Here is a 12,572-nt window from a genome sequence, read left to right on the forward strand (position 1 = left end):
GCCGCGGGGCGTCCAGCGCCGCGCAGGGGATGCGCCGGCGCGCGGGTGGCAGGAATACGATCGGGGCATGACGACCGTCGACCTCCCGCTGCTGCCGCTGGGCCGCGGCACCGACCTGTCCGCCGAGCGCGGCGTCGAGTGCCCGGGCGACCTCCCCCCGGCCTCCGACCCCGACCTGGTCGCACGCGCCCGGGCGGCCAAGGAGGCGCTGGGCGACAAGGTCTTCGTGCTCGGCCACCACTACCAGCGCGACGAGGTCATCGCCTTCGCCGACGTCACCGGCGACTCCTTCAAGCTGGCCCGCGACGCCGCGGCCCGCCCCGACGCGGAGTACATCGTCTTCTGCGGCGTGCACTTCATGGCCGAGTCGGCCGACATCCTCACCGGCCCCGACCAGCAGGTCATCCTCCCCGACCTCGCCGCCGGCTGCTCCATGGCCGACATGGCGCGCCTGACCCAGGTCGAGGCCGCGTGGGCCGCCCTCGAGGCCGCCGGCGTCGCCGACTCGGTCGTGCCGGTGACCTACATGAACTCCTCGGCCGACATCAAGGCCTTCTGCGGTCGCCACGGCGGGGTGGTGTGCACCTCGAGCAACGCCGAGGTCGCCCTCGAGTGGGCCTTCGAGCAGAAGGGCGGCGTCGCCGGCGGCGCGAAGGTCCTCTTCCTGCCCGACCAGCACCTCGGCCGCAACACCGCCGTGCTGCAGATGGGCCTGGGCCTCGACGACTGCGTCGTCTACGACCCCCACCGCCCCGACGGCGGCCTGAGCCCCGAGCAGCTCTCCGACGCGACCATGATCCTGTGGAAGGGCCACTGCTCGGTGCACGGCCGCTTCTCCGCCGAGGTCGTCGACCAGCTGCGCGCCACGATCCCCGACGTGCAGATCCTCGTGCACCCCGAGTGCACCCACGAGGTCGTGCTGAAGGCCGACCTGGTGGGCTCCACCGAGTTCATCATCACGACCATCGAGGCCGCACCGGCCGGCTCGAGCTGGGCCATCGGCACCGAGCTCAACCTCGTCAAGCGGCTGGCCGCCGCCCACCCCGACAAGCGCATCACGTTCCTCGACAAGACCGTGTGCTACTGCTCCACGATGAACCGCATCGACCTGCCCCACTTCGTGTGGGCCATGGAGTCGCTCGTGGCGGGCACCGTGGTCAACCGCATCGAGGTCGACCCCGAGACCGAGAAGTGGGCGCTCGTGGCGCTCGAGCGGATGCTCGCTCTGCCCGGACGCACCGCCAAGGACTGACCCGGCCCGTACGCCGGGGCCGCCTCGCGGGCCGGGCCTGGTCGGCAGGTCAGAGCGGCAGGGCGAACCAGACGGTGGCCCCGCCGCCGGCGGTCTCCGTGACGCCGACGTCGCCGCCGTGGGCCTCGACGATGCGGCGCACCGTGGCCAGGCCGATGCCGAAGCCCGGCACCTCCGTCGCGACGCGGGCCAGGGGCTCGAAGACGCGGTCGCGCTGCTCGGCGGGGATGCCGATGCCGTGGTCGACGACCTCCACGCGCCAGCCGTCGACGCCCTGGCCCGCCTCGGGGTCGAGCGGGTCGGCCACCCCGGGGCCGAGGACCACGGTCGGTCGGGCGCGGACCTCGATGCGGGCCGGCTGCCCGGGTCGGGTGAACTTCGCGGCGTTGGCCACGAGGTTCTGCAGGACGGCACGCAGCTGCACGTGGTCGCCCGGCACGGTGGGCAGCGGGTCGATGGTCAGCTCGGCGCCGACCAACGCGGTCTCGAGGTCCTCGTGGACCTCGGCGGCGACCTCGTCGAGGTCCACCGGCTCTCGTGTCAGCTCGGCCCCCACGCGCGCGAAGGCGAGCAGGTCGTCGATCATCGACTGCATGCGCGTCGCGCCGCCGCGGGCACGGCGCACGAGGAACTGGAGGTCGTCGGACTCCGGGTCGACCTCCTCCTCGATCATGCTCAGCGACATGGCGACGGCGGTGAGCGGGTTGCGCAGGTCGTGGCTGACCTGGCCGGCGAAGGCGGCCAGCTGCTGGTTGGAGCGCTCCAGCTCGACCCGCGCACCCTCGAGCTCGACGACGGAGGCCGCGAGCTCACGGCTGCGCAGCTCGAGCTCCAGGAGGTCGACCACACGGTCGGCCAGCTTCTGCAGGGAGTCTTCCTGCGAGGCGGAGAGCTGCCGCGGCACCGTGTCGAAGACGCACAGCGTGCCGATGACCACCCCGCCCGGTGTGGTCAGCTGGTGGGTGGCGTAGAAGCGCACGTCGCCGAGCACCCCGGTGACGAACGGGTTGTCCCTGAAGCGCTCGTCCTGGGAGGCGTCGGCCACGACGACCGGCTCGTCCTCGTGGAGGACCGCGGCGCACATCGAGTCCTCCCGGCTGCACACCGAGGCGTCGAAGCCCTTGGTGGCGATCTGGTGCTGGGAGGTGTCGGAGATGAGGTTGATGGTGGCCATCGGCACGTCGGCGACCTGGGCGGCCACCTCGACCAGGGCGACCAGGTCGTCGCGCGGCGGGTCGACGAGCACCTGGTAGCGGTCGATCTCCACCACGCGCTGGCGGTCGAGGGCCGAGCCGTCGCCGTCCGGCGCCACCGGCGGCGCGGGGTGGGGCCGGGACTGCTCCGAGAGGGACACGACGCTCCTGGGGGGGTGAGACCGCGGCCCCCGCGGGGGGACGTGGGCGCGGTGGATGGGTCCTGGGGCAGACCCTAGTGCCTGGGAGCACGCGGGTGCGGCGTCCGGCCGGGTCGGGGCCGCGGGGTCACAGGCCCGGTGCGCCCCAGACCGCGAGCCAGCGCGACATGTCCTTCTCCACGGGCAGCTCGCCGGCCAGGGTCTCGCGCAGGGAGATCTCGGTGAGGTTGTCGCGCTGCTGCGGACCCGACGGGGCGAAGGGGTAGAAGGTGCCCTGCTTGTAGAGGTAGACCAGCCCCACCCGACGCCCGGAGGCGTCCTGGAAGGGCACCAGGGAGCACAGCAGCCCGGGACCGAACCCGTGGGCCTCCAGGGTCGTGTTGACCGCGTGGAGGTCGGTGCACAGTCCCGCGACGTCGTCGGGGTCGTCGTCGACCACCAGCCAGGTGAAGCCGAACTCGTCGCGGCTGGTGCGCACCTCGGGCGCGTCGGGGGCGTCGCGCAGCAGCGCGAGGATGTCGGCCTCGACCTGCCCGAAGGCGGCGCCGCCGGCGGCGCGGTAGCACACCGCCCCGGAGCCGGTGGGCCGCAGACCGGCCGAGGCCTGCAGGGTGATCGCCGCGCTGGGCACGAGGAAGAGCGCGTCGAGGTTGGCCTGCTTGGGGGTGGTGCGCCCCAGGATCGCGTCGAGGAAGCCCATCAGAGCGCCGGCCGACCGAGCTCGGCCTGGATGCGGGCCAGCTGCTCGAGGCGCTGCTCGAGCGAGGGGTGCGTGCTGGTGAGGCTCTTCAGCGAGGCGCCGCGCACGGCGGGGGCGATGAAGAAGGCGTTCATCGACTGCGAGGCGCGCAGGTCCTTCTGCGGGATCGTGTTGATCTCGCCGGTGATCTTCTGCAGCGCGGAGGCCAGTCCCTGGGGGTTCATCGTGAGGTAGGCCCCCGAGCGGTCGGCAGAGAGCTCGCGGTAGCGCGAGAGGACCTTGATGAGCACGAAGCTCACGGCGTAGGTGACCACGCTGACCAGCAGCACGAGCAGCCACACCGGGAGCCCGTTGTTGTTGTCGCGGCGCCCGCCGCCGAAGATCGCGCCGTACTGCGCACCCTGGGTGAGCGTGCCGGCGAGGATGCCGGCCGAGGAGGCCGCGGTCATCACCAGCACGTCGCGGTGCGCGACGTGGGAGAGCTCGTGGGCGAGCACGCCCTCCAGCTCCTCGGCGTTCAGGGTCTGCATGATGCCGGTGGTGACGACGACGACGGCGCGCTCCGGGGAGCGCCCGGTGGCGAAGGCGTTGGGCAGCCGGTGGTCGGCGATGCCGACCCGCGGCTTGGGCATGTCGGCCAAGGCGCACAGCCGGTCGATCATGCCGTGCAGCTCGGGGGCCTGCTGCGGGGTCACCTCGCGCGCACGCATGGCCTTCATCGCCACGGTGTCGGAGGAGTACCACTGCCACCACACCAGCCCGAGGCCGGCCACGCCGATGAGCAGACCGAGACCCGGGCTGCGGAAGACCGCCATCAGCCCGACGACGAGCACCACGAAGAGCAGCCCGAGCAGGAACATCACGAGGGTCATCCGCGCGGTGAGGCCGCGGTCCTTGACGAAGCGGGAGTGGGCCATGGACCCAGTGTCCCCGACCTGCCCAAGAGGACCCTGTGAGCGGCCTGGGCCGGCGCGGACGGGTCCCGACGGAGGGTCAGCCGGGGATGAGCCCGTCGTCGGCCAGCATCTCGCGCACCTCGGCCAGGCTGGCGTCGGCGGGCGGGAGGATGAGGTCGGACTCGTCGAGGCTGTCGAGGGCGTGGGCCACGCCGACGGTGCGCACGCCCTCGAGCAGGGCGTGCAGCGCCGGCGCGAAGGCGTCCTCGTCGCCGGCCTCGACGGCGGTCTCCACCGCGGCGTCGAGCGCGTTGAGACGGTCGAGGGCGTTGTCGGCGACGTCGTACTGCCCCTCGCCGAGGATGCGGACGATCATGCCTGGCCGTCCCGCGGCTGCTCGGCCCTCTGCGGCTCGGCGGCGAGGATGTCGCCGCCGTCGCCGCCCTCGATGGCCTGCGGCTGCGCGGGGGCGGAGACGCCCTTGAGCCGGGCGAGCTCGGCCTCGACGTCGGACTGCGAGCTCATCGCGTCGAGCTCGCGGCTGATGTCGTCGCCGCGGTTGAGGGAGCTGGCGTCGTCGAGCGCACCGGAGGCGATCAGCTCGTCGATGGCGCCGGCGCGGGCCTGCATCTGCGCGGTCTTGTCCTCGGCGCGCTGCATGGCCAGGCCGATGTCGCCCATCTCCTCGCCGATGCCCGACATCGCCTCGTTGATGCGGGTCTGGGCCTCGGCGGCGGTGTAGGTGGCCTTGATCGTCTCCTTGCGGGTGCGGAAGGACTCGACCTTGGCCTGCAGGCGCTGCTGGGCGAGGGTCAGCTTCTCCTCCTCACCCTGGAGCTGCGCGTGCTGGGCCTTGAGGTCGTCGATCTGGCCGTTGAGGGCCGACTTGCGCGTGAGCGCCTCGCGGGCGAGGTCCTCGCGGCCCATGTCGATGGCCTTCTGGGCCTGGCCCTGGAGCTTGGCGCCCTGCTGCTCGAGCTGGTTGACCTGCAGCTCGACCCGCTTGCGGCTGGTGGCGACGTCGGCCACGCCGCGGCGGACCTTGGAGAGCAGGTCGAGCTGGCGCTGGTAGCTGTAGTCCAGCGTCTCGCGGGGGTCCTCCGCACGGTCGAGGGCGGTGTTGGCCTTCGACCTGAAGATCAGGCTGATGCGCTTCATGAGGCTCATGGGGTGCTGGTCCCTCTTCCGGACGGGTGCGGCTGTGGTGCTCACCCTACGGCCGCGCGGCAACACCGGCCACGGCCACCGGGGCACGGGCACGCACGGGCGGCCGGGCGGCACCTCCGGCACGCCGTCACCGCACTGCCACCGCACCGCCGACGGCGCCACGACGCCGGTAGGCTGGCACCGGGCAGGTGCGCGGGGCCGCCCTCACGCTCAGCACCCTCTCCGTCCGCTCCCCGCCCGTCACGAGGTCACCGCGTTGTTTGGTCGCAGCAAGTCCGACACCACCACCGAGGCGCCGCCGGTCGTCAAGCCCGGCGGCAAGGGACGCCCGACGCCCACCCGCAAGGAGGCCGAGGCCGCCGCCCGTGCCCGCGCCAAGGTGCCGCGCACGCGACGCGAGCAGGCCCAGGCCCAGCGCGCCGCGCGCGTGGAGTCGAGCCAGAAGGTCCGCAAGGCGATGAAGGAGGGCGACGAGCGCTACTTCCTGGCCCGCGACCGGGGGCCGGTGCGCAGCTTCATCCGCGACTTCGTCGACGTGCGCTTCTCCTTCATCGAGCTGATGATCCCGCTGCTGATCATCACGATGATCCTCACCTACTCGGGCAACGCGACGCTGGCCGGCATCGGCAACACCATCCTCTTCGGCACGCTGCTGCTCGTCGTGCTCGACATGGTCTTCCTGCGCTTCAAGATGCGACGCGAGCTCAAGCGACGCTTTCCCGACACCGCGCTCAAGGGCACGACGTACTACGCGCTCACCCGCGCGCTGCAGATGAAGTTCATGCGGCTGCCCAAGGCGAAGGTGAAGCTCGGCCAGAGCCTGCCCGAGCACTACCGCTGACCCGGCAGCCCCGGCACGACACCCCGGCACGACACCGCCCCCCGACCGAGCCGGTCGGGGGGCGGTGCGCGTCCGGGGCGGCGACGCCCAGGGCGGTCGGGGCTCAGCGGTCGGAGAAGTCCCGGGTCCTCGGCGACTGGGTCTTGGCGGGGTCGCGCTCGACGACGGGGTCGAGCACCTCGTCGATGCGGCGCAGCGCCTCGTCCTCCAGCCTCACGCCGGCGGCCTTGACGTTGTCGGTGACCTGCTCGGGGCGGCTGGCCCCGATGATCGCGGAGGACACGTTGGGGTTGTGCAGCACCCAGGCGATCGCCAGCTGGGCCAGGGTCAGGCCGGCCTCGTCGGCGATGGGCTGCAGCTGCTGCACGCGCTCGAGCACGTCGTCCTTCATCCAGCGGCTGATCATGTCCGCGCCGCCCTTGCTGTCGGTGGCGCGCGAGCCGGCGGGGGCGTCCTGGCCGGGCTTGTACTTGCCGGTGAGCACGCCCTGCGCGATCGGCGACCAGACGACCTGGCCGATGCCGAGCTCCTCCGAGGTCGGCACGACCTCCGACTCGATGACGCGCCACAGCATGTTGTACTGCGGCTGGTTGGAGACGAAGGGGATGCGCAGCTCGCGGGCCAGCGCGTGGGCGGCCCGGATCTCCTCCGCGCGCCACTCCGAGACGCCGATGTAGAGCGCCTTGCCGGAGTGGACGACGTCGGCGAAGGCCTCCATCGTCTCCTCGAGCGGGGTCTCGTAGTCGTAGCGGTGGGCCTGGTAGAGGTCGACGTAGTCGGTGCCGAGGCGCGAGAGCGAGCCGTCGATCGACTCCATGATGTGCTTGCGCGACAGGCCGTGGTCGTTGTGGGCGCCGGGGCCGGTGGGCCAGTAGACCTTGGTGAAGATCTCCAGGCCCTCGCGCCGCTCGCCGGCGAGCGCCCGGCCGAGCACGCTCTCCGCGGCGGTGTTGGCGTAGACGTCGGCGGTGTCGAAGGTCGTGATGCCCTCCTCCAGCGCCTGCCGCACACAGGCCAGGGCGGCGTCCTCCTCGACCTGCGAGCCGTGGGTGAGCCAGTTGCCGTACGAGATGGCCGAGATCTTCAGGCCGCTCTTTCCGAGGTTACGAATCTCCATGGCTCCGACCCTAGACCCGGGGGGCAACGGCCCGGGGCCGCCGGGTGCTGCGAGGATCGCGCCATGACCTCTGCCGGCCCCGACGTGTCCGTGCGGGTGGCGTGGGCCGACGACGCCGCCGCCATCGCCGCCCTCCAGCTGCGCGCCTGGCCCGACCTGTACGCCGGGGCCGTGCCGGTCGATGCGCTGCCGAGCGGCCCCGAGGCGGAGGCGGCCGCGGCCGACACCTGGGCCCGGTCGCTGGCCCGCCCCGCCGACGCCCGCAACCGCGTGCTCGTCGCCCTCGAGCGCAACCGGCCCACCGGCTTCGTGGTGCTCACCCCCGCCGCCGACCCCGACTGCGACCCGGTGGCCGACGCGGAGGTCGTCGAGCTCGTCGTGGCCGCGGCCGACCGCGGGCGTGGCCACGGGTCGCGGCTGCTGCAGGCGGCGGCCGAGACCCTGCAGGCCGACCGCTTCACCCGCGCCGTGCTGTGGTCGGTGGCGGCCGACGACGCCCTGCGGGCCTTCCTGGTGGGCGCGGGCTGGGCCGCCGACGGCGCCCACCGCCGCCTCGACCTCACCGGCGACGGCACCACCGTGGTCTCGCAGGTGCGGCTGCACACCTCGCTGGTCTGACGCGGCGCCCGTGACCACCCCACCCGGCGACGGCGGGCAGCCTCCCGCGGCCCACGAGCCCACCGGGGAGCCGGTCGGAGGACCGGGCCAGGAGCCGGGCCGTGAGCGTGCCCAGCGGCGCGCGATCGTGCGCGACGGCCTCGGCATCGGGCTCGCCACCGGCGCCTACGGCCTCTCCTTCGGCGCGGTGTCGGTCTCGTCGGGGCTGGACGTGGCCCAGACCTGCGTCCTGTCGCTGCTGATGTTCACCGGGGCCTCGCAGTTCGCGCTCGTCGGCGTGCTCGCCGTCGGCGGCAGCCCCGTCTCGGGTGCGGTCACCGCGCTGCTGCTCGGCACCCGCAACACCCTCTACGGGCTGCGCCTCGCCCCGCTGCTGGCCTGGCGCGGGCGTCGCCGGGCGCTGGCCGCCCACCTGCTGATCGACGAGTCGACCGCGATGGCGGTGGCGCGCCCCACGACCGCGCTGGCCCGTCTGGGGTTCCTGTCGACCGGCCTGTCCGTCTTCGCGCTGTGGAACCTCGCCACCCTCCTCGGTGCCCTCGCCGGTGAGTCGCTCGGCGACCCCCGCGCCCTCGGCCTCGACGCCGCGGTGGGTGCGGCGTTCCTGGCCCTGCTCTGGCCGCGGCTGCGCGACCTGCCGACCCGCCTGGTGGCGCTCGCCGCGGCCGGTGTGGCGCTGGGTGCCGTACCCCTGACGGCCGCGGGCGTGCCCGTGCTCGTCGCGGGCGGGGTGGCACTGCTGGTCGGCGTGCTGCGCCGCGACCGGCCCGACCCGGGGACGGCCCCGGGGGCGGCAGCGGGGGCGGCGTCGTGAGCGCGACCTGGGTCGCCGTGCTGGGCGCGGGCGTGGGCTGCTACCTGCTCAAGCTGGCCGGGCTCTCGGTGCCCGAGCGGGTGCTGGAGCGTCCGGTCGTGCGGCGGGTGGCCGACCTGCTGCCGGTGGCGCTGCTCGCCGCGCTCGTCGCCGTGCAGGTGCTGGCCGGCGACCGGCGGCTCGAGGTCGACGCCCGCCTGGCCGGTCTGGGCGCGGCGGTGCTGCTGCTCCTGGCCCGGGCGCCCTTCCTCGTCGTCGTGGTCGGGGCCGCGGCGACCGCAGCACTCCTGCGCCTGTCCGTCTGACCGCCCGGCCACACCTGGTCGCCGGGCGCCGCGACGCACGACGGCCCCCGGCCGGAGCCGGGGGCCGTGCGTGGTCGGGCAGAGGCGCGAGCGGGCCGGGTCAGGCGGGCTGGACCTGGCCGAGCACCTCGAGCACCTCGTCGGTGGTGGAGGCCCGCTCCAGCCGCGCGACCTGGTCGTCGTCGAGGAACACCTCGGCGATGCGCCCCAGCAGCTTGAGGTGGTCCTTGCCGACCGCGGCGATGCCCACGACGAAGCGCACCTGCTTGCCCTTCCAGTCCAGCCCGTCGGAGTAGCGCACGAGCGAGATCGCGGTGCGGTGCACCGAGGACTTGGCCTCGTTGGTGCCGTGCGGGATGGCCAGGCCGTTGCCCATGAAGGTGGACACCGACGCCTCGCGCTCGTGCATCGCCTCCACGTACGCCGGCTCCGCGGCCCCGGCGGCGACGAGCAGCCGGCCGGCCTCGGTGATGGCGTCGTCGCGGGAGCGGGCCGTGCCGTCGAGCACGATCGACTCGCGCGCCAGGAGCGCGCCGCCGAGGGCGCCCTCCTCTGCCGCCGCCGGGGTCGGGGCACCGCCCGCGCCGTTGCGCTGGCGCAGCAGGTCGACGATCTCGTCGTAGGCGGGGCTCTGCATGAAGTTGTCGACCGACACGTGGAGGGCCGAGCCGCTGCGCTGCCGGGCCCGGTCGGTGAGGTCCTGGTGGGAGACCACGAGGTCGACGTCGTCGCGCAGGTTGGAGATCGCCTTGTTGGTGACGCTGACGTCGGAGAAGCCGGCGGCCTGGACCTTCTTGCGCAGCACCGAGGCGCCCATCGCGGAGGAGCCCATGCCGGCGTCGCAGGCGAAGACGATCGAGTGGATCGCCCCGGTGCCCGCACCCGCACCGGTCAGCGCGGAGGCCACCGACGACTTCTTGCCCTTGTGCTGCTCCATCTTGGCGGTCGCCGCGGCGAGGTCGCCCTCGTCGTCGGACTTGTCGAGCTTGAGCAGGAAGGCCGCGACCGCGAAGGTGACGGCGGCCGAGGCGGCCACGGCGAGGGTGACGCCGACGTAGCTGTCGCGGGCGGTCTGCGCGTAGACGGCGATGATCGAGCCGGGTGAGGCCGGGGCGCGCAGCCCGGTGTCGAAGAGGACGTTGACGCCGACGCCGGTGGCGCCCCCGGCGATGACGGCGAGGATGAGCTTCGGCTTCATCAGCACGTAGGGGAAGTAGATCTCGTGGATGCCGCCGAGGAAGTGGATGACCGCGGCGCCGGGGGCCGAGGCTTTGGCCAGGCCCTTGCCGAAGAAGGTGTAGGCCAGCAGGATGCCGAGTCCGGGGCCGGGGTTGGCCTCCAGGAGGAAGAGCACCGACTTCCCGTTCTCCGCCGCCTCCGAGATGCCGAGCGGGGTCAGTGCCCCGTGGTTGATGGCGTTGTTGAGGAAGAAGACCTTGGCCGGCTCGATGAGCACCGAGGTGAGCGGCAGCAGGTTGTTGTCGACGAGGGTCTCCACGATGCTGCTCGCCGCGTCCATGACCGCGTTGACCAGCCGCGCCACGCCGTAGAAGCCGACGAGCGCCATCAGGAAGGCCGTGATGCCGGCGGAGAACTGGTTGACCAGCATCTCGAAGCCCGGCTTGACCTTGCCGTCCCAGAGGGCGTCGAGCCGCTTCATCACCCAGGCCGAGAGCGGCCCGAGGATCATGGCGCCGAGGAACATGTGGACCTGGCCGAGCTCGCTGGAGCCCTCGGGCAGCGTGGCGTTGAAGTTGGCGATCAGCAGGTCGGAGCCTGCGATCGCCCCCATCGTCGCGAAGGCTCCCACCACCCCGCCACGGGCGTCGTAGACCATCCGGCCACCGGTGTAGGCGATGACCAGCGGCAGCAGGTAGTGGATCGTCGGGCCGACCAGCGTGGCGAGGTCGGCGTTGGGGAGCCACCCGTCGGGGATGAACAGGGCGGTGAGGATCCCCCAGGCGATCAGGGCGGGGATGTTGGGCATGATCATGTTCGACATCGCCGTGCCGAACTTCTGGACCCGGACCCGGACGCTCGCTCCGCCGGGTGCCGCGTGGGTGGTGCTGGCCATGGCGCCTTCTCTCGAACAGCCCGGCCGAGCCGGGATCCCGTGTCGAGGCGGGTCGGGCGATCTGTGACCGCGGTCACCCACCTTCGTTTCGTTGTTTATACCCCGACCCCTGAGGCCCGTCAAGCAACAAACCAACACAAGCGGGTGCGTTTCCACACAAACGCGGGTAGGGTCGGCGCGAGCCCCGGCCCGCGGCCGAGGTCTAGGGTGATCCGTGGGTGACCGCGGTCACTCCCGTCGACAGCACCCCTGGAGGAGACACATGAAGGCCCTGCGGTTCTACGCCCCCGAGGACGTCCGGCTCGAGGACGTGCCCGAGCCCGAGTGCGGGCCCGGCGAGGTCAAGCTCAAGGTGAAGAACTGCTCCACCTGCGGCACCGACGTCAAGATCTTCCACAACGGCCACCAGAACCTCACTCCCCCGCGCACCATCGGCCACGAGATCGCCGGCGAGGTCGTGGAGGTCGGTGCCGACGTCAACGCCACCTACGGCAGCAGCTGGGCCGTCGGTGACCGGGCCCAGGTCATCGCCGCCGTGCCGTGCGGGGAGTGCCACGAGTGCCGCAAGGGGTGGATGGCGGTCTGCCAGAACCAGACCTCGGTCGGCTACCAGTACGACGGCGGCTTCGCCGAGTACATGATCGTGCCGCAGCAGGTGCTCAAGGTCGACGGGCTCAACCGGATCCCCGACAACGTCGGCTACGACGAGGCCTCGGCCGCCGAGCCCTTCGCCTGCGCGATCAACGCCCAGGAGCTGCTCGACATCGAGGAGGGCGACACCCTCGTGGTCTTCGGCGCCGGCCCGATCGGCTGCATGCACATCCGCATCGCCCGCGGCGTGCACAAGGTCGGCAAGGTCTTCCTCGTCGACGTCAACGCCGCCCGCCTGGCGATGTCGGCCGACGCGGTGCAGCCCGACGAGGTCATCAACGGCGCCGAGGTCGACGTCGTGGAGCGGGTCATGGAGCTCACCGACGGTCGCGGCGCCGACGTCATCATCACCGCCACCGCGGCCAACGTCACCCAGGAGCAGGCCATCGCCATGGCCGCGCGCAACGGCCGCATCTCCTTCTTCGGCGGGCTGCCCAAGACCGACCCGACCATCACCTGCGACTCCAACGTCGTGCACTACCGCCAGCTGCACATCCACGGCGCCAACGGATCGGCCCCCGAGCACAACAAGCGCGCGCTGGAGTACATCTCCACCGGCCAGGTGCCGGTCAAGGACCTCATCACCGAGCACGTGCCGCTCGAGCGCGCCCTCGACGCCTTCGCGATCGTCAAGGCCGGCGAGGCCATCAAGGTCACCGTCGAGCCCTGAGCGGGCCCACGGACAGCGACGCGCCCGGACAGCGGCACAGGGACAGCGACACAGGGACAGATGAAGGCCCGCACCCCGAGGGGTGCGGGCCTTCGTCGCGTCCGGTCCCTCCC

The 12,572-nt window shown here is 72.6% G+C and carries 13 protein-coding genes; 6 read left to right on the plus strand and 7 right to left on the minus strand.

What is annotated here, in order from left to right; all coding sequences use genetic code 11:
• Positions 1–67: 67 nt before the first annotated feature.
• The gene (gene nadA / locus ASF50_RS11590; protein WP_056904563.1) at positions 68–1,252 is read left to right on the plus strand and encodes a quinolinate synthase NadA; all 1,185 of its coding nucleotides are present in this window, start codon (positions 68–70) and stop codon (positions 1,250–1,252) included.
• Between the two features lie 49 nt (positions 1,253–1,301).
• On the opposite strand, the gene ASF50_RS11595 is transcribed toward nadA, so the two are convergent.
• The 5 genes from ASF50_RS11595 to ASF50_RS11615 form a co-directional block, all read right to left on the minus strand.
• Entirely contained in the window at positions 1,302–2,606 is a 1,305-nt protein-coding gene (locus tag ASF50_RS11595) for a sensor histidine kinase (protein WP_056904564.1), read from the minus strand.
• 127 nt (positions 2,607–2,733) lie between these two features.
• Positions 2,734–3,306, minus strand: a complete 573-nt coding sequence (gene pspAB / locus ASF50_RS11600) for a PspA-associated protein PspAB (protein WP_056862439.1) — start codon at positions 3,304–3,306, stop codon at positions 2,734–2,736.
• On the minus strand, positions 3,306–4,223 hold the full coding sequence (gene htpX / locus ASF50_RS11605; protein WP_056904565.1) for a zinc metalloprotease HtpX: 918 nt from the start codon (positions 4,221–4,223) through the stop codon (positions 3,306–3,308). The genes pspAB and htpX overlap by 1 nt, the downstream gene beginning before the upstream one ends.
• A 76-nt stretch (positions 4,224–4,299) precedes the next feature.
• Positions 4,300–4,578, minus strand: a complete 279-nt coding sequence (gene pspAA / locus ASF50_RS11610; RefSeq protein ID WP_056862437.1) for a PspA-associated protein PspAA — start codon at positions 4,576–4,578, stop codon at positions 4,300–4,302.
• Positions 4,575–5,369, minus strand: coding sequence for a PspA/IM30 family protein (locus ASF50_RS11615; protein ID WP_200918922.1), 795 nt, complete (start codon positions 5,367–5,369; stop codon positions 4,575–4,577). The genes pspAA and ASF50_RS11615 overlap by 4 nt, the downstream gene beginning before the upstream one ends.
• A 256-nt stretch (positions 5,370–5,625) precedes the next feature.
• Between ASF50_RS11615 and ASF50_RS11620 the strand changes: the two genes are divergently transcribed.
• On the plus strand, positions 5,626–6,210 hold the full coding sequence (locus tag ASF50_RS11620) for a DUF3043 domain-containing protein (RefSeq protein ID WP_056862435.1): 585 nt from the start codon (positions 5,626–5,628) through the stop codon (positions 6,208–6,210).
• Between the two features lie 103 nt (positions 6,211–6,313).
• Here the strand turns inward: ASF50_RS11620 and ASF50_RS11625 are convergent, their stop codons facing one another.
• Positions 6,314–7,327 carry an aldo/keto reductase family protein gene (locus ASF50_RS11625; protein WP_056862434.1) on the minus strand — a complete coding sequence of 338 codons (1,014 nt, stop codon included), beginning with the start codon at positions 7,325–7,327 and terminating at the stop codon, positions 6,314–6,316.
• A gap of 63 nt (positions 7,328–7,390) precedes the next feature.
• Between ASF50_RS11625 and ASF50_RS11630 the strand changes: the two genes are divergently transcribed.
• The 3 genes from ASF50_RS11630 to ASF50_RS11640 are packed head-to-tail and all read left to right on the plus strand — an operon-like array spanning position 7,391 to position 9,064.
• Positions 7,391–7,945, plus strand: coding sequence for a GNAT family N-acetyltransferase (locus ASF50_RS11630; RefSeq protein WP_056904566.1), 555 nt, complete (start codon positions 7,391–7,393; stop codon positions 7,943–7,945).
• Positions 7,946–7,955: 10 nt separating this feature from the next.
• Positions 7,956–8,759, plus strand: a complete 804-nt coding sequence (locus ASF50_RS11635; protein ID WP_082503133.1) for an AzlC family ABC transporter permease — start codon at positions 7,956–7,958, stop codon at positions 8,757–8,759.
• Entirely contained in the window at positions 8,756–9,064 is a 309-nt protein-coding gene (locus ASF50_RS11640; RefSeq protein WP_056904567.1) for an AzlD domain-containing protein, read from the plus strand. Before ASF50_RS11635 ends, ASF50_RS11640 begins: the two co-directional genes overlap by 4 nt.
• Positions 9,065–9,164: 100 nt before the next feature.
• Here the strand turns inward: ASF50_RS11640 and ASF50_RS11645 are convergent, their stop codons facing one another.
• Complete coding sequence (locus tag ASF50_RS11645) at positions 9,165–11,138, minus strand: PTS mannitol transporter subunit IICBA (protein WP_056904568.1); 1,974 nt, start codon at positions 11,136–11,138, stop codon at positions 9,165–9,167.
• A 262-nt stretch (positions 11,139–11,400) separates the two neighbouring features.
• On the opposite strand from ASF50_RS11645, the gene ASF50_RS11650 reads away from it, so the two are divergent.
• Complete coding sequence (locus ASF50_RS11650; RefSeq protein WP_056862430.1) at positions 11,401–12,459, plus strand: zinc-dependent dehydrogenase; 1,059 nt, start codon at positions 11,401–11,403, stop codon at positions 12,457–12,459.
• Positions 12,460–12,572 lie beyond the last annotated feature (113 nt).

It is taken from the genome of Nocardioides sp. Leaf307 (assembly GCF_001423135.1).
GTDB lineage: Bacteria > Actinomycetota > Actinomycetes > Propionibacteriales > Nocardioidaceae > Nocardioides > Nocardioides kribbensis.

What these genes read in the sequence shown, in the direction of transcription:
- htpX (WP_056904565.1), bottom strand. Translation starts at nt 4,223, where the DNA reads ATGGCCCACTCCCGCTTCGTCAAGGACCGCGGCCTCACCGCGCGGATG.
- nadA (WP_056904563.1), top strand. Translation starts at nt 68, where the DNA reads ATGACGACCGTCGACCTCCCGCTGCTGCCGCTGGGCCGCGGCACCGAC.
- ASF50_RS11630 (WP_056904566.1), top strand. Translation starts at nt 7,391, where the DNA reads ATGACCTCTGCCGGCCCCGACGTGTCCGTGCGGGTGGCGTGGGCCGAC.
- ASF50_RS11625 (WP_056862434.1), bottom strand. Translation starts at nt 7,327, where the DNA reads ATGGAGATTCGTAACCTCGGAAAGAGCGGCCTGAAGATCTCGGCCATC.
- ASF50_RS11615 (WP_200918922.1), bottom strand. Translation starts at nt 5,369, where the DNA reads ATGAGCCTCATGAAGCGCATCAGCCTGATCTTCAGGTCGAAGGCCAAC.
- pspAA (WP_056862437.1), bottom strand. Translation starts at nt 4,578, where the DNA reads ATGATCGTCCGCATCCTCGGCGAGGGGCAGTACGACGTCGCCGACAAC.
- ASF50_RS11650 (WP_056862430.1), top strand. Translation starts at nt 11,401, where the DNA reads ATGAAGGCCCTGCGGTTCTACGCCCCCGAGGACGTCCGGCTCGAGGAC.
- ASF50_RS11645 (WP_056904568.1), bottom strand. Translation starts at nt 11,138, where the DNA reads ATGGCCAGCACCACCCACGCGGCACCCGGCGGAGCGAGCGTCCGGGTC.
- pspAB (WP_056862439.1), bottom strand. Translation starts at nt 3,306, where the DNA reads ATGGGCTTCCTCGACGCGATCCTGGGGCGCACCACCCCCAAGCAGGCC.